Source organism: Flagellimonas lutimaris, assembly GCF_003581615.1.
GTDB lineage: Bacteria > Bacteroidota > Bacteroidia > Flavobacteriales > Flavobacteriaceae > Flagellimonas > Flagellimonas lutimaris.
The window spans coordinates 226,971-243,552 of the sequence record NZ_QXFH01000070.1 but is presented as its reverse complement, the minus strand read 5'-3'; the positions used below and the strand labels follow the sequence as shown (position 1 = coordinate 243,552).

The 16,582-nt window shown below is 40.8% G+C and carries 16 protein-coding genes; 5 read left to right on the top strand and 11 right to left on the bottom strand.

All coding sequences use genetic code 11. The features are described 5' to 3' along the window. Positions 1-2: 2 nt before the first annotated feature. The 4 genes from D2V08_RS05545 to D2V08_RS05530 all read right to left on the bottom strand — a co-directional run bounded on the left by D2V08_RS05545 (position 3) and on the right by D2V08_RS05530 (position 4,602). On the bottom strand, positions 3-1,001 hold the full coding sequence (locus tag D2V08_RS05545) for a vWA domain-containing protein (RefSeq protein ID WP_119607071.1): 999 nt from the start codon (positions 999-1,001) through the stop codon (positions 3-5). Then, positions 1,002-2,663: a BatD family protein gene (locus tag D2V08_RS05540; protein WP_119607070.1), complete on the bottom strand. Its 1,662-nt coding sequence runs from the start codon at positions 2,661-2,663 to the stop codon at positions 1,002-1,004. It abuts the gene before it with no gap. Beyond that, on the bottom strand, positions 2,663-3,529 hold the full coding sequence (locus tag D2V08_RS05535; RefSeq protein ID WP_119607069.1) for a DUF58 domain-containing protein: 867 nt from the start codon (positions 3,527-3,529) through the stop codon (positions 2,663-2,665). The genes D2V08_RS05540 and D2V08_RS05535 overlap by 1 nt, the downstream gene beginning before the upstream one ends. Before the next feature lie 71 nt (positions 3,530-3,600). After that, a complete protein-coding gene (locus tag D2V08_RS05530; protein ID WP_119607068.1) occupies positions 3,601-4,602 on the bottom strand; it encodes an AAA family ATPase in 1,002 nt (333 codons plus the stop codon). A gap of 159 nt (positions 4,603-4,761) precedes the next feature. Between D2V08_RS05530 and D2V08_RS05525 the strand changes: the two genes are divergently transcribed. From D2V08_RS05525 to D2V08_RS05515, 3 genes are read left to right on the top strand one after another with little or no spacing between them, the layout of a single operon-like run. Further along, positions 4,762-5,634, top strand: a complete 873-nt coding sequence (locus D2V08_RS05525; protein WP_119607067.1) for an aldo/keto reductase — start codon at positions 4,762-4,764, stop codon at positions 5,632-5,634. Between the two features lie 12 nt (positions 5,635-5,646). Then, complete coding sequence (locus tag D2V08_RS05520) at positions 5,647-6,402, top strand: SDR family NAD(P)-dependent oxidoreductase (protein ID WP_119607066.1); 756 nt, start codon at positions 5,647-5,649, stop codon at positions 6,400-6,402. Next, positions 6,399-7,535 (top strand): ATP-binding protein, encoded by a 1,137-nt coding sequence (locus D2V08_RS05515; protein ID WP_119607065.1) that lies wholly within the window; start codon positions 6,399-6,401, stop codon positions 7,533-7,535. Before D2V08_RS05520 ends, D2V08_RS05515 begins: the two co-directional genes overlap by 4 nt. Here D2V08_RS05515 and D2V08_RS05510 read toward each other — a convergent pair. After that, complete coding sequence (locus D2V08_RS05510) at positions 7,532-9,451, bottom strand: alpha-amylase family glycosyl hydrolase (RefSeq protein WP_119607064.1); 1,920 nt, start codon at positions 9,449-9,451, stop codon at positions 7,532-7,534. The two genes, D2V08_RS05515 and D2V08_RS05510, sit on opposite strands and share 4 nt — an antisense overlap. Continuing rightward, complete coding sequence (locus D2V08_RS05505) at positions 9,452-10,396, bottom strand: carbohydrate kinase family protein (RefSeq protein WP_119607716.1); 945 nt, start codon at positions 10,394-10,396, stop codon at positions 9,452-9,454. Between the two features lie 151 nt (positions 10,397-10,547). Between D2V08_RS05505 and D2V08_RS05500 the strand changes: the two genes are divergently transcribed. Further along, positions 10,548-11,273, top strand: coding sequence for a metallophosphoesterase (locus D2V08_RS05500; RefSeq protein WP_119607063.1), 726 nt, complete (start codon positions 10,548-10,550; stop codon positions 11,271-11,273). 45 nt (positions 11,274-11,318) lie between these two features. Next, positions 11,319-12,314 (top strand): acyl-ACP desaturase, encoded by a 996-nt coding sequence (locus D2V08_RS05495; RefSeq protein WP_119607062.1) that lies wholly within the window; start codon positions 11,319-11,321, stop codon positions 12,312-12,314. Between the two features lie 22 nt (positions 12,315-12,336). On the opposite strand, the gene D2V08_RS05490 is transcribed toward D2V08_RS05495, so the two are convergent. The 5 genes from D2V08_RS05490 to D2V08_RS05470 all read right to left on the bottom strand — a co-directional run bounded on the left by D2V08_RS05490 (position 12,337) and on the right by D2V08_RS05470 (position 16,418). Further along, positions 12,337-12,900, bottom strand: a complete 564-nt coding sequence (locus D2V08_RS05490) for a helix-hairpin-helix domain-containing protein (RefSeq protein ID WP_182835494.1) — start codon at positions 12,898-12,900, stop codon at positions 12,337-12,339. Positions 12,901-13,260: 360 nt separating this feature from the next. Beyond that, a complete protein-coding gene (gene amaB, locus D2V08_RS05485) occupies positions 13,261-14,814 on the bottom strand; it encodes an L-piperidine-6-carboxylate dehydrogenase (RefSeq protein WP_119607061.1) in 1,554 nt (517 codons plus the stop codon). Positions 14,815-14,884: 70 nt separating this feature from the next. Further along, entirely contained in the window at positions 14,885-15,256 is a 372-nt protein-coding gene (locus D2V08_RS05480) for a DUF1304 domain-containing protein (protein WP_119607714.1), read from the bottom strand. After that, positions 15,256-15,798 (bottom strand): 3-hydroxyanthranilate 3,4-dioxygenase, encoded by a 543-nt coding sequence (locus tag D2V08_RS05475; RefSeq protein ID WP_119607060.1) that lies wholly within the window; start codon positions 15,796-15,798, stop codon positions 15,256-15,258. Before D2V08_RS05475 ends, D2V08_RS05480 begins: the two co-directional genes overlap by 1 nt. 107 nt (positions 15,799-15,905) lie before the next feature. Next, complete coding sequence (locus D2V08_RS05470) at positions 15,906-16,418, bottom strand: CAP domain-containing protein (protein WP_119607059.1); 513 nt, start codon at positions 16,416-16,418, stop codon at positions 15,906-15,908. Positions 16,419-16,582: the final 164 nt, after the last annotated feature.

Below are 16,582 nucleotides of genomic sequence, written 5' to 3'. Positions count from 1 at the left end.
CTCTAAATAAAACTTTTAAATATGGAATTACGCAATCCCCATTCCAACAACAACAAAATCCCGGCCAAGAAAATCAACGGTCTGAATTTTTCCTCGTATTTGTAATATTTAAATTCTTCTATTTCTGTTTTTTCCAACTTGTTGATCTCATCATAAATTTCTTCCAAAGATTCATTGTCAGTAGCACGGAAATATTTTCCTCCGGTTACCTCAGCAATTTCTTCCAGCAATTCTTCATCAATTTCCACTTGTCGCATTCCGTATCTGAAAGAACCATCCCTGTTATAAGCGATGGGAGATAATGCATTTCCGTTAGTTCCTAAACCAATGGTGTATGTTTTAATCCCAAACTCCACCGCCAAGTCAGCAGCAGTTCTGGGTTCAATAAAGCCAGAATTATTGACACCATCCGTTAAAAGAATGATAACTTTACTTACCGCTTTGCTTTCTTTTAATCGGTTTACCGATGTTGCCAGGCCCATTCCAATAGCGGTACCATCTTCAAGTTCACCATAGGTAATGTCTTCAAGGGCATTTAAAACAATGGTCTTGTCACTTGTTATAGGTGTCTTGGTATAGCTTTCCCCAGCATAACCGACCAATCCAATACGGTCGTTGGGTCGTTCTTCTATAAAATTTGCCGCCACGTCCTTAAGGGCGGACAAGCGATTGGGCTTCAGGTCACGGGCCAGCATACTGGAAGAAACATCGATGGCCATTACAATATCGATACCCTTTGTGGTTTTGGTCCTAGTGGATATATCCTCTGTTTGTGGCCGTGCCAATGCCGTAATAATGGCAGCCAAGGCCAGCAACCGAATACCGAAGAGAACAGGTTTTAATTTTGAGGCCCAACTAGTCACTGTAAATCCTTTGATACTTGAAATGCGCAAGGACGCCATTTCATTTTTCCGTTTGAAAAAATACCATAGCAAAGCCAGTGGCAGGAAAAGAAGCAGCCAGAAAAATTCAGGATTTGCAAATTCTATATTCTCAAACATCTATGCTTGTGTTTTTACGTCTAAACTGTTCAAAATTCGGTCTACAATCTGCTCTGCATATTCATCGCCTTCTTCCCACGTAATTACCACTTGCTGGATAAAACCTTTGCCACCAAAAGAAAGAATACTATACTTCGCTTTTTTGGAATCGCCTTTAGGTGTTTCCAAAGTTCCAGTGCCAAAGGTTTTCACTCCCTTTACACCAGATTGGGTGACAAACTCCTCTTGCTTGGTGATGATATTTTTTAGCCCCAGTTGTTCAAAATTGTTCAGGGTTGAGCCGATTACAGCATCAAATTGGGGATCTTCTTTTTGTTCTTTAAATGTGATGGAGCTGGTACTTACCGAAAATATTCCCACATAACTTCCATATGAGAAAGCCTGAAGCTCTTTGATCAACTCTTCGGTTTCTTTGGGAAGCTCCACATCTTGGCGCACCAAAACATCGGGTGTTTCCAATTGAATGGGTGGGAAGCCATAGGAGCTCGCTACCCATTCGCCTTCCAAAAGTTCTTTGGTAGGGTAACCGAACACAGTATCCCTAACTTGCTTGAAACCAAAGTAGGCAACAGAAAACACACTGCTCAAAACAATGATTCCTGCAAAAATTGCAGCGGCCAAATAAATTCTTTTTCGTTGTTTTTTCTTGACCAGCTCTTCCAGGTATTCTTCATCCAGAAGTAAATCCTCCTCAGTAGGTTCTGGTAAAGCTTCGTGGGTTTTGGTCACAATCTGCTCAACTACCATTCTGTCTTGCTCTGCAATGGATGTAGCTGGTTTGGATTTGGCGAATTTCACCAAATCCGCCGTTTGTAATATTTTTTGGAATTGTTGCAGCGTATCATCATCCAATTTAAGTTCGCCCGCATCCCGCAACATTTCCAGTTTAGTGATGAGCTCGGAAGTAGTGCTTTCCATAGCTGAGACGTGCACATCTTCTTCTAAATAAGACCGTACAATATCGGTAAGCTCCGAATAATATTGTTTGTACTCGTCCTGGATAAGGTACTTTGAGTTCTCTAACTTTTTTAGCTCCATAAGGGCTCTGTCATACGGCGGTAGCAAGGCAACTTTTTCCTCTTCGGTCAAAGGTTTCTTCCGTAAAAAGAACCAATAGACCAATCCTCCGATCACAATCAACCCCAAAAAAATCCAGAGCGCGGTGAGCCACATATCGGCGGTACTTCGCTCTACCTCAATCAAGGGTTTGATGTCGTACATCTTTTGTTTGGTGGTGTCCACGACCACATCGGCAACCTTCACTTGAAAAGAGTCCGTAAAGAAAGGTTGCTCGTTGATAGCGATTCGCTGTGGTGGAATGGTGTAGGCTCCGCTATCAAATTGAGTTAGGGAATATATTTTTTGAAGAATGACCTTCTCATCATTTTTAAGGGTATCGGCCATGATGGCCTCTACAGTTTCCAGTGGGGAAAAGGTTTGTCCTTCGGGAAAGAAAACTACATCGGTAGAGTCTGTCTCGACGGTTATTCTGTATTGGATTTGCTCCCCAATTTTGATGGCCAAAGTATCCACTTCGGCATCTATCTTGGGTCCGGTTTGCGAAAAACCAACCGTGGGCAATAGAAATAAAAACACTAAAGGCCCCCATAAAATATGGAGTCTTATCTTGTTTCTTATTTTATGTAAACCTTCAATTAGCATTATCCTCTTCGTTTAAAATACCCCAATAGTTTTTTCACATAGCTTTCATCCGCCCGACAATTTATTACACCGCATCCTGATTTATTAAAGGCATTAGTGAAATAGGCCACTTTATCTCGGTAGTGTTTCCCATAGGCCAATCTCACCTGTTTGGATTGGGTGTTCACCAATTGAATTTCCCCTGTTTCGGCATCTTGCATTTGCACCATGCCCAAGTTTGGGATAGTTTCTTCACGTTCATCATAAACTCGGATACCTGTTACATCGTGTTTATTGCCAACAATACGAAGTGTATTGTCATACTCGTCTGCGATAAAATCCGAAAGCACAAAAACAATGGCTTTTTTCTTCATCACATTGGTAAGGAACTTTAAAGCTTCTGCCAGATTTGTTTCATTACTTTTTGGGTGGAATTCCAGCAACTCCCTAATGATTCGTAGTACGTGGCTTTTTCCTTTTTTAGGAGGGATAAAAAGTTCTACCTCATCAGAAAAAAGTATTAATCCTACTTTATCGTTATTCTGAAGCGCGGAAAAGGCAAGTGTGGCAGAAATTTCGGTGATAATTTCTTTTTTGAACTGGTTGGACGTACCGAAAAGTTCCGATCCACTCACATCCACCATCAGCATCATGGTGAGTTCACGTTCTTCTTCAAAAACCTTTACGTAGGGTTCGTTGTAGCGTGCCGTAACGTTCCAGTCTATGCTTCGTACATCATCCCCAAACTGATACTGGCGTACTTCGCTGAACGTCATCCCCCGACCTTTGAACGTAGAATGGTATTCCCCACCAAAAATATGGTCGGAAAGACGCCGGGTCTTTATTTCAATTTTACGTACTTTTTTTAGTAGTTCCTTTGTATCCATTTGGTTCAAAAAAATAGGTTTTCGGGTTGGTTAAAAGTATTGCTACTTATATTCCGATAAACATTGAACCGCTAAGGCACCTCTACCTCGTTTACAATCTTGTTGATGATTTCTTCGGAAGTAATATTTTCTGCCTCGGCCTCGTAAGTGATTCCAATTCTATGACGCAGCACATCGTGCACTACGGCCCTTACATCTTCGGGGACCACATAACCTCTTCGCTTGATGAACGCATAGCACTTGGATGCTTTGGCCAAGTTTATACTACCTCTTGGAGAAGCACCAAAACTGATAAGTGGCTTCAAGCTTTCCAAGTTGTATTTTTCTGGGTAACGTGTAGCGAAAATGAGGTCGAGAATATATTTTTCAATTTTTTCGTCCATGTAAACATCGCCAACAGCTTCTTGGGCTCTTAGAATTTGCTCTAAAGAAACCACAGGGTTAACGGCCTCTGTTTTGCCCCTCAGGTTTTGACGGATAATCAGTTGCTCTTCGTTCAATTTTGGATAGTCTATTACAGTTTTTAACATAAACCTGTCTACCTGTGCTTCGGGAAGTGGGTAAGTACCTTCTTGTTCCACAGGGTTTTGCGTGGCCATAACTAAAAATGGCGCGTCCAATACAAATGTTTCATCCCCAATGGTCACCTGTTTTTCCTGCATGGCCTCCAAAAGAGCGGATTGCACTTTTGCGGGAGCCCTGTTTATCTCATCTGCCAAAACAAAGTTGGCGAAAATGGGCCCTTTTTTAATGGAGAAATCGTTCTCTTTAATATTGTAGATAAGTGTTCCTACCACATCGGCAGGCAAAAGATCTGGAGTAAATTGTATTCTGCTGAAACTTCCTTTTACTGCTTTGGCCAAGGTGTTGATGGCCAATGTTTTTGCCAATCCCGGAACACCTTCAAGCAAAATATGTCCTTTTCCCAAAAGACCTATCAGTAAACGCTCTACCATATGGGTCTGGCCTACGATGGCCTTGTTCATTTCAACCTTTAAAAGGTCAATAAAAGCGCTTTCCTGGGCGATTTTTTCATTCACAGCACTAATATCAATAGTAGTGTTTTCTTCCATTGTATACTTTTATTGTTTGGTGTTAATGTCGGGGTTTTTTCTAAGGTGTGCAAAATGAAAATTTATTTAAAACCTGCCTGTTAATTAATGGTTAAAAAAAACGCTAAACCCCTAGTTTTATGAAGGATTTAAGGGTTTAATTTTATACTTTCAGCACATATGGAACAGACAACGAATTTTTCCCGCATTATATCGGGAGCGATGACATGGGGCAGTTGGGGCAAAAAACTTTTCAAAAAAGAAATGATTGAATTAATGCACCATAGCATTGAATGTGGCCTAACCACTTTTGATCATGCCGACATTTACGGAAGCTACTCCACCGAAGCGGATTTTGGGGAGGCGTTTGGAGATAGCGGAATAAAAAGGGAGAACATTCAGCTCATCACCAAATGTGGTATTCAATTGACCCGAGGAAGAGATAATCGAATCAATCATTATCAATATGACAAGGACTACATCATTTGGTCGGCTGAAGAGTCTCTAAGAAAGTTGAAGACGGATTATTTGGACTTCTTTTTGATGCATAGGCCAAGTCCGTTAATGGAACCCGTAGAGATGGCAGAAGCTGGACAGCAATTGTTGCAAAGCGGTAAAATAAAACAGTTCGGCGTATCTAATTTCACACCATCCCAAGTAGCCATGTTGGAAACGGCCATACCGGTAAAAGGAAACCAAGTCGAATTTTCTCTGACACATCGAGACCCAATGTATGATGGAACTTTTGATGATTGTATTGCGAATAAAAGAATGCCCATGGCTTGGAGTCCTTTGGGGTCATTTTTTAGGGAAACGGATGAACAAGCGGCTCGTATAAAAGAGGCGATGGGCCCGTTGCTGGACAAGTACGATGCCGATGAGAACCAGTTGCTTTTGGCATGGATTTTAAAACATCCTGCCAAAGTGCATCCGATCATAGGGACAACAAATAAAAAAAGAATGGAATTGGCCGCAGAGGCCAGCAAAATAGCATTGGAACTTCAAGATTGGTTCACCCTTTTGGTGGCCGGCCAAGGACATGATGTTCCATAAACAATATAAAAAATGAAAAAAACAGCACTAATAACTGGAGCTACGAGTGGAATAGGTAAAGCAACAGCGGAACTTTTTGCAAAGCAAGGATTCAATTTAATTCTATGTGGGCGAAGGCAAGAACGTTTGGAAGAACTCAAAAATGAACTGGGGAGAGATACTGCAATTTTCACTCTAAATTTTGATGTAAGAAATCGAGAAGATGTGTTTTCAGCTATTGAAAATTTACCCAAGGAGTTTTCAGAAATTGATATTCTGGTAAACAATGCAGGGAATGCACATGGACTGGACCCCATCGACAAGGGTAATCCGGATGACTGGGACGCTATGTTAGATATTAATGTTAAAGGATTGTTGTACATGTCCAAAGCTATCATTCCAAAAATGGTGAAACGCAAATCTGGACATATCATCAACATAGGTTCTACAGCGGGGAAGGAAGTTTACCCAAACGGAAATGTGTACTGTGCCAGTAAGCATGCTGTAGATGCGATAAATCAAGGCATGCGGATAGATCTGAATGCTTACGGAATTCGTGTTGGAGCAGTTAACCCTGGATTGGTGGAAACAGAATTCAGCGATGTTCGTTTTAAGGGCGATACGGAAAAAGCTTCCAAAGTGTACCAAGGCTTTCAACCTTTAAAACCAGAAGATATTGCGGATATCATTCTTTTTGTTGTCACGCGTCCTTATCATGTAAACATTGCCGACCTTGTGGTGATGCCCACTGCACAGGCCAGCAGCACAATAGTGAAGAAGGAACTATGATCAATAAACGCCTACTCGTAAAAAACCTGTTAGCCCACAACGACGAAAATAGTTTTTACGACAAAAAGCGTTTTATATCCATAGGTGAAAAAGAAGGAAAGGCCAAGTTTTTAAAGCATGTCTGTGCCTTGGCCAACAGCAATCCAAAAAACAATTCTTTTATTGTAATAGGCGTAGAGGACGAAGATAATACGATTGTAGGTGTCGATTTTTTTGATGACAGTAAAATCCAGAATCTCGTTAATGCCTATTTGGATAATCCACCCTTGATTTCTTATGAAAACATTCCCTTTCCCCATCTGCCAGAAGGGAAGGTAGTCGGTCTGGTCACCATTAGATCCAACGGAAAAGTCTGCGCTTTGCGCAAAAATATTTGGAAGTATTATGGCGGTGCGGTTTTCTTTCGGGAAGGGAGCATTAGCCTACCTAAAGCCTTTGATATTGAGTTGAAGGATATTAACTCCGATAAGGTAGCCACCATAGAGCAACATGCCCGGAACAACATCGAATACACTTTGGACGCCGTTCTAAATTTTTTTAACACACGGCACCCGGACTTAACTAGTGATTACAAGGTTTTCAAGGAACAATTTGTGGTCTGCTGGGCAGGGAACAAGAAAAAAGTAAAGGGTAAAACCTATTATTCAAGAGTAGACATAGAACTCATCAACGAACAAGTAAAACTTTTCTATTCCGCTTTGGATGAAATAACCATCGACTATGATGATGATTCGTTCAAAACCTTGGAATATGTTCAACTGGGGTTGGGATCACAACAAAAATATTATCCATTGGAAGAAATGGTGATCACATTTTCGGACAATGGTAAGTACGCCATCAACAGTAAATTGATATTTGAACCGCCGCAGTTTGATAAGAAAACGCTGTATCATGTTTACAATACCAACAATGCGCTTCTGAAAAAGTTGGAAAACCATATTCCATTGACAGATTCGGAGCATACGGATATGACCCACCTCCCAGCAACGTATCTTATCTGTTATTTGAATGGTTTTGAAGAAGCCAAGGATAAAATGAATAATTCACGGGCCTTAATAAAGGCTTACGATAGTCATGTATATCAATCGTTAAAGGAATCGCAGCGAATTTTGCGGAAGGTATATTACGCCTAATCTCTTTGTAACCACATCATTTGATAAGGGGCAATTTCCAAAAGACCACTGTTTAACTCTATTTTTTCATCGGATACTAAATCCAAGGGTTCCCCTTTACTGAAATAGCCAAGCTTTTTGATCCAGCTACTATCGATGACCTGAGGGTTTTCATCAAAATTGCATATAACAAGCAACCCCTCTTGGTCTTGAGTTCTTTCAAATGATAAAATATGGTCGTTGCCCGTGTGGCACAATTCCAGATTATTGTTATCCGCAAAAACCGTGTTCTTTTTTCTAATTCCGATAAGTTTTTGAAGAGTATGGAATATTTTGGACTGAGGTAGGTTCTGATTGTCCAGTTTTGAAATGGTTTCCCAATCCTGCATGGGGCGATTTACCCAGCGACTATCTCCTTTTTTGGATGCATCATTTTGGAAGGAATAATCGTTTAAGGTGCCAATTTCATCACCTGCGTAAATCAAAGGAATACCACCAAAAGCTAAGGTGATTCCGTGCAGCAAAATGATTTTCTTCACCGATTCTTCCAGTAAACTTTCATCTTTTGTTGCCAAAGCCTTTTCCATTCCCAGTAACGATGCTGCACTTCCAGTGATGCGCCCATCGCCTGTTTTTGGGTTGTACATAAAAAGCATTCCGGTGGCTGGGGACCAATCCAATCGTTGGCAATAGTAATCCAATAAAAATTTACGGTGCATCCCGGGATTCCAACCCAATTCTTCGATGAGGTGGTTTTCGTATCCCAGTCCAATATCATCGTGGCAACGGATATAGTTGATCCAAGTACAATCTTTGGGTTTTGGCGGCACGTGCATCAAACTTTTATAGAGTAATTGAGTTTTTTTAGTGGCAATGGAATTCCATAACAGTGCCATCAGCGAAGCATTATAGGCCACTTCACATTCGTTGCCCCGTTTTTCTTCTTCTCCAAAATATTTCACAATGTCCATTGGGGCTACAATGGCCTCTGCCAAAAGTATGGTGCCCGGAGCAACAATTTGTAAACACATTCGGAACAAGGCAATGAGATTGTGGGCTTCGGGAAGGTTTTGGGAAATCGTCCCGATTTTTTTCCAAAGAAAAGCGAGCGCATCAAAACGAACCACATCCACGCCCAAATCCGTTAACTTCACCAAATTGGTGAGCATTTCCAAAAACACATCGGGGTTGGTATAGTTGAGGTCCCATTGATAACTGTTGAATACCGTCATTACCCATTTTTCCATTTCGGGGATATAGGTAAAATTACCAGGTGAGGTTTCCGGGAAGACTTCGGGCAATGTTTTTTCAAATTCCTCTGGAATAGTGAAATCCTCAAAAGTGTAATAATAGCCCTGATATTTTTTATCGCCTTTTATCGCTTTTTTAGCCCAAGAAAATTCGTTGGAAGTGTGGTTCACAACGAAATCGAGCATCAAATAAATACCATTGTTACGGAATGCCGTGGTCAATTCCTGTAAATCTTCCTTGGAGCCATATTTTTTATCCACCTGAAGGTAGCTGTTCACGGCGTACCCACCATCACTTTCCCCTTTGGGCCTTGTGGTGATAGGCATAAGGTGTAAAAAGTTTATTCCCAATTTTTTAAAGTAGGGTATTTTTTCTTGTAGCCCTTTTAGGTCTTTGTTGAAATGCTCGACATACAACTGCATGCCAACAAGTTTTTCGGATTGGTACCAATTGCCCGATTTCAATCTCTCCAAATCTTGATTCCTTAACTCTTCAGGTCTGTCCAAGTACAATTTGGCCAGAAGTTTCAACAGTTTTTGAAAATGTTTCTCATGACGCTCTTCGGAGTATAGAGAAAAGAACTGTTTTTGAATCAAGGTGAGGTTGGTGGCCAACCGAAGGTCGAAGAGTTCCTTGCTGTCTTTCCCTTTTTGAGAAAGTAGTCTATGTAAATTGGCTTGGTTCATTTACTTTTCGAGCTGGTCCTTTGTTGGTAGGGCCACAATGGCCCCGTAATTTGTAGTGGTTATGGCCCCGGCCTTGTTGGCTGTGGCCACCATGTTTTCAACTAAAGAAAAATCTTCAAAGACAGATTCAAAATTACCCAAATCGGAAATTTGATATAATAAACACCCTATAAATGCATCCCCCGCTCCTGTAGTGTCAACAGGATTAACAGGAACACTTGGAATTACTTTTTTAGAGCCGTTCATACTTAAAAGAGTTCCATCTTTTCCTAAGGTAACGGTAATAATTTTTGTTCCGGCCTTGTGTAGTAAATCACAAGCTTCATTTAAATCTTTTTTACCTGAAATTAATTGAGCTTCCTCAAGGCTGAACTTGCACAAATGTGATTTCTCCACAAAAGGCATGCATTTTTTTATGAAGGTTTCTTCATCATCTTTCCAAAGGTCACTTCTAAAATTTGGGTCGAAGCAAATAAACATCTCTTTGGTAAGGCCATCAAAAAGATATTTGGTGTATGTTTTTTCCAAAGGGCCACCCAACAGAGCAGTTGCTGCCCCTAGGTGCAGTATATTTCCTGGAAGATTTTTTCTTAGGTCGGGGTTGTATTTAAGTTCCTTATCCGCACCCCTACTAAAAACAAAGTCTCGCTCTCCATCTTCCGCAATGGAAACAAAGGCAAGAGTGGTAAAGGTTTTTGATAGTTGGGCCAACGAAATATCTACCCCTTCAGTTTTGAGAGTTTCTAAAAGAAATTTACCAAACGGGTCGTCCCCAACACATCCGATAAAGATTCCATTTCCTCCCAATTTGGATATGGCACAAGCCACATTGGCCGGGGCACCGCCTGCTTTTTTGGTGAATTCATTCGCTTTGGAAAGGTCGCTCCCTTGCCGTTCGGCAACAAAATCAATTAATAATTCACCAATACAGTATACTTTCTTCATATTGTTTCGAAATATTCTAAGGTACATAGAAAATTATACCACGTCCAAAAATCAGTTAGGTTTATTTGAATTGTAGGTTAAATACGTGATAAAGCCACTGTGATTTTTCATCGGCCAACCATTTGTGTGTAATATTGCGAAAAACTTTTCTATGCGGACACTTGTAGTGGGCGACATCCATTCTGGGGTGCGGGCTTTGGAACAATTAATGACAAAAGCCAAGGTTACCTCTAATGATCATATTATTTTTTTGGGAGATTACGTAGATGCTTGGAGCACCGCTGTTGAAACGGTTGATTTTTTGATTCAGTTACAAAGTGAATACACTTGCACCTTCATTCGCGGAAACCATGATGAACTCTGCAGGGCTTGGTTGGTGGATCAAAAAGAAAACCCACAATGGTTGGCGCATGGTGGCACTGCTACAAGGAACTCTTATTTAAATGCGAATAGGGATAAATGGGATTTGCATCTCAAGTTTTATGAAGATTTGAAGAACTATTATCTGGCTAATGACAGCCGTTTGTATTTGCACGCCGGCTACACAAACCTCAAGGGAATAGACTACGAATATTTTGAACAATCCTTTTATTGGGACAGGACATTATGGGAGCTAGCCACTGCACTTGATCCAGATTTAAAGCCAACAGACCCAAAGTTTCCAAAAAGATTGACCCATTACAAAGAAGTATTTATTGGCCATACACCCTTGTCCAAAAATGAGTTTGTAAAACCACAAAAGAAGGCTAATGTTTGGAACGTGGATACAGGAGCTGCATTTATGGGTGGATTAACGATGTTGGATGTAGAAACCAAGGAATATTGGCAAAGTGACCCGGTTCATACGTTTTATCCCGGTGAAAGAGGAAGAAATTAACGTTTATTCATTAAATTATGAAGACCTTTGTAAAAACCCCCATATATGTCGATTAAAAATGTAAGATTGGAAGTGATGCAGTCGATTGAACCCAAAGTTGAAGGGTTTATTGATGAATTTCTTATTCCAAGTGAAAAAATATGGCAGCCCACTGATTTCTTGCCAGATTCCCAAAGCGATAATTTTTTTGATGAAATAGAGCAGATTAGGGGCGAAGCCAAGGAGTTGGGCTATGATTTTTGGGTAACCCTTGTGGCCGATACGATTACTGAAGAAGCACTCCCAACCTATGAATCATGGTTAATGGATGTAGAAGGTATTGATCAACACAACGGCAAGGATAATGGATGGAGCAAATGGGTGCGAGCGTGGACTGCGGAGGAGAACAGACATGGTGATGTTTTGAACAAGTATCTCTATCTATCGGGTCGTGTAAACATGCGGGAGATTGAAATTACCACGCAACATTTAATTTCTGATGGGTTTGATATAGGAACTGATAGAGACCCATACAAAAACTTTGTGTACACCTCTTTTCAGGAGCTTGCTACCAATATCTCCCACAAAAGGGTGGGAAAAATGGCCAGAAAGAAAGGGAATGCCCTTCTCGCAAAAATGTGCACCATTATTGCAGGTGATGAAATGAGACATCATTTAGCGTATCGGGAATTTGTAAAGACGATTATAGGACAAGACCCGGATGGGATGGTATTGGCATTTGCCGATATGATGAAGAAAAAAATAGTGATGCCTGCCCATTTTTTAAGGGAATCAGGAGGAAATATTGGCGAGGCGTTCGAGCAGTTTTCCAATTGTGCCCAGCGTTTGGGGGTATACACTGCGCAGGACTATATCGATATCTTGAAAAAGCTGAACGATTATTGGGAAATTGGGAATCTTCGAGGACTTTCCGATCAAGCGGAAAAGGCCCGGGTTTATTTAATGAAACTTCCAGAAAGATTACAGCGTATATCAGAGCGCATGCAATTTTCACAAGATCAATATACCTTTAAATGGGTGCAAGCAAACGGAATGTTGTAGAAAGACAGGTCGGTCTTGCTGACTAGTATTTGCCGGCACGATGCTTTTCCTGCCACTCGAATAATTGTTCCCAATGACCCTCGTAGGCCATTTTTGCTTGCATGGGCCATGAGGCAGGATCATGGATGCGATAACGTTTTCCGCCAGAGTCCAGCACTTCCTGACATTTATCCGCGGAGGTTTCAGCAAGTTCTTTCCAGGTTTTAATGCCGAAATTGTGAAATAGGCCTTCAATTTTTGGACCGATACCCTCAACAAGCTTTAGGTCATTTTCCTTGATGGTTTTTCCAAACGCAGCTTTAGCTTCGCCTGTATCAAAAGAGAAAGACTTACTTTGTAAAGAATTTGTATGGTTATCAAATTCAAGCTGTTTAGTTTTAGTAGTGAAGGATTCAAGCCTTTTACGACATGTCTCCAAATCGGATTTTAATTTGGCGTTCTGTATTTCTAGTGTATTTATTTCAAACGATTTTTCTTGAATTGATGGCGTGTCCGACTTTCCAAAAAAGTATCCAAGGATTCCGGAAATAATTCCCGTGATAGCCAAAATAATCCAATACCATATAGTTGAACTTTCCCAATCCATAGTTTAGATATTTGAACAGCAAAAACTGCCCATTTAAAATATTAAAAAAATCTTAAAATTCTAAATTAAAGTATCAGAAGTTGAGGTATCTCGAAAAAGAAGGGATCAAATGGAAAAATCAAAAGACAGAAAACAGAACAAATAGAACCAAACATACAGTTTTTGGATCCACTTGTAAGATATCTCTTAGATACTTGAATAAATATGATGAGATTTAGGCCAAATATTAGGTAAAGAACCCTATTTCTCCCGACAAAGTTCCGGCATTGGAGTAGGGTTTTAAAGTTAAGTTTGAGTTAGTTAAGTTGGTTTTAAAGACCGCCCAATTCAGTTACATGCTGAACGGGCGGCTTTTTGTTTTTATAGATCAAACTTAATGCCTTGGGCCAATGGCAACTCGGTTGTGTAGTTAATGGTATTGGTTTGTCTGCGCATGTACACTTTCCAAGCATCGGAACCACTTTCTCTACCGCCTCCAGTTTCTTTTTCACCACCAAAGGCTCCTCCAATTTCTGCTCCAGATGTACCAATGTTCACGTTGGCGATACCGCAATCGGAACCTTCAACGGAAAGGAATCGTTCAGCTTCTCTTAAATTATTCGTCATTATAGCAGATGAAAGACCTTGCCTAACACCGTTTTGCATGTCCAAAGCATTTTGAAGGTCACCTTTATATTTCAAAATATATAAAACCGGACCAAATGTTTCGTGCTGAACAATTTCGTAATGGTTTTCTGCTTCGGCAATGGCAGGTTTTACATAGCAACCACTTTCATAGCCCTCGCCTTCCAATACACCGCCTTTGACCAAAACGTTTCCACCTTCGGCTTCGACTTTTTCTAAGGCGTTTAAATAATTTTTTACAGCATCTTTATCAATTAGTGGTCCAACATGGTTGTTTTCGTCCAATGGGTTGCCAATTCTTATTTGCTTATAGGCATCTACAATGGCATTTTTCACCTTATCGTACACATCCTCGTGAACAATCAATCGGCGCGTTGAAGTGCAACGTTGGCCACAAGTACCAACAGCGCCGAATACGGCACCGATTACGGTGTTTTTAATGTTGGCATCGGGTGTTACGATAATGGCGTTGTTTCCACCAAGCTCCAATAATGTTTTTCCAAGACGTCCTGCAACTGTTTGTGCAACTATCTTTCCCATGCGGGTGGAACCAGTAGCCGAAATCAATGGGACTCGTTCGTCTTTTGTCATGAGTTCACCTACGTGGTAGTCGCCTGTAATCAAGCAAGAAATACCTTCGGGAACACCATTTTCGGTAAACACACGGGCAGCGATATTTTGGCAAGCCACGGATGTCATTGGAGTTTTTTCAGAGCCTTTCCAAATACAGGCATCACCACAAACCCAAGCTAGGGCGGTGTTCCATGACCAAACTGCAACAGGGAAGTTGAAGGCCGAAATTATGCCTACAACACCAAGTGGGTGATATTGCTCGTACATTCTATGACCAGGGCGCTCACTGTGCATGGTAAGTCCGTGCAATTGCCTTGATAAACCTACGGCAAAGTCACAGATATCAATCATTTCCTGTACTTCGCCCAATCCTTCCTGGTAGCTTTTTCCCATTTCGTAGGATACCAGTTTTCCCAATGGTTCTTTCAATCTCCGAAGTTCGTCATTAAACTGTCGAACCACTTCACCACGTTGTGGGGCCGGCATAGTTCTCCATTTTTTAAAACCTTCTTGAGCCGTACTAATTACTTTTTCGTAATCCTCTGGAGTTGTTGCTTTAACTTTTCCGATTAAAGCTCCATCAACAGGTGAGTAGGATTCAATGATATTTCCATTGGAAAACCAATCTTTTCCTGTGGAAGTACCGTTGTTTATTTCATTTAAGCCAAGTTCTTTTAAGGCTTCTTCTATTCCAAAAGCAGTTGCAATTTTTGACATTTATAACTTTTTAGTGATGTATTGTTATATTTTTACAATATTACGAATATTCTCCAAGAGGATAAACGGTTTAGAGGAATTGATGGACCAGGAGAAGAATTATCCCTATAATGGCTGGAAGCCCCTGAACCATAAATATTTTTTTTGACGCTGTTAATGCACCATAAATACCGGCAATCGCAACACATCCCAAAAAGAAGAACCCCACATAAACTTGCCATGTAGCATCTTGTATCACCAAGGACCAAATAAGCCCTGCAGCCAAAAACCCATTGTAAAGACCTTGGTTTGCTGCCAAAGTTTTTGTGGGTTCAAATAATTCTTCAGGAAAGGTTCGGAACACTTTTTTGGCCTTGGTAGTCCATGCGAACATTTCCAACCACATAAAATAGATGTGGAGCAAGGTCACAATCAAAATGATGATTTTTGCGAATAGGAGCATCATTCTTCTTTGGCTATAAAACGTTCGTCAACGGGCATAACGGTTCCACAGTTATCACAAGTGCGCAATTCTTCCGAACCGTAAAAGTGTTTAAAATGACCTAGAAAGTCCTTCTCAATATCATTCAGTTTAAAATAGACCTCGTACAATTTATGATTGCAGTTGTCACAGAACCAAAGCAATCCATCTTCAGCATCCAAATCTACACGTTTTCGCTCCACTACCAGCCCAATGGAACCTTTTTGGCGGGCAGGGGAATGTGGAACTTTAGCTGGATGAAGGTACATATCGCCAGGCCCCAATTTCATGGTCTTTTTTTGGCCATCTTCTTGTATGTGCACTTCTATTTGTCCTTCGAGCTGATAAAATAACTCCTCTGTTTCGTTATAGTGATAATCCTTACGTGCATTGGGTCCGGCCACAATCATAACAATATAATCCCCGGACTCTTTGTAAAGATTTCTATTGCCAACCGGAGGTTTTAGGGTTTCCCGGTTTTCCTCAATCCATTTGTTAAGGTTGAAAGGTGCCTTTATTGCCATGTTCAAAGATTTTATGAAAGGTAAAAAAAACCTTTCTGGCAACATAGCAATTGACAAAAAAGACCCACCAAGTTGCAGTTCTTTTTAAAATTAAGATTCTTGTTTTGTTACTCTACTTTGATGAATATCTGCGTAAAATAAGGTCTTCCATTTTTATCCAGTTGAATACTCAAGGTGGTGTGAGTGAAGTCTCCTTCCATGGCTTCCTTGTGTGAAGCGCTTTCCACCCACGCTTCCAAGGTTTTTTCTGCTGAGGCATAATATCTTGCCACATTTTCTGAAACACTCACAGCATGGGTCTCTTCGGCAACCTGGGATGCCCGCCAGTCAAAATTATCGTGACTCAGGACATTGTGTGAAATCATGTAATCTGTATGTTCTTCTGCATATTTATATGCAGGAGCGCTGTTTGCCAAAGAATTTAAACCAATTGAAGTTCGGTGTTGGTTTACCAAACCAACCAGTTCTTCCTCCATTTTTTCTGGGTCAATGGTTACTTTTTCATTTCCAAGGGTTGCTTCGGTATATCCTTGTTCTTCTTCTTGGGTAGATGTTGTGCTGCAATCACTCAAGGCAACGGCAAGCACTATGACCAGCAAAGTGCCATATAATTTTTTCATTTCGGGGTGTTTTTTGGGAGTGTTCTAAGCTCCCTGGTGTTCTCTTTGCTAAAATAATGGAGACTCCTTCCTTTTCCATGAAATTTCCATATCGAGATGGATTATCACGTTGAAATACAGGAAATAGGGGGGCAACAGTATTTGTAGGGCACCATGCAAATCCT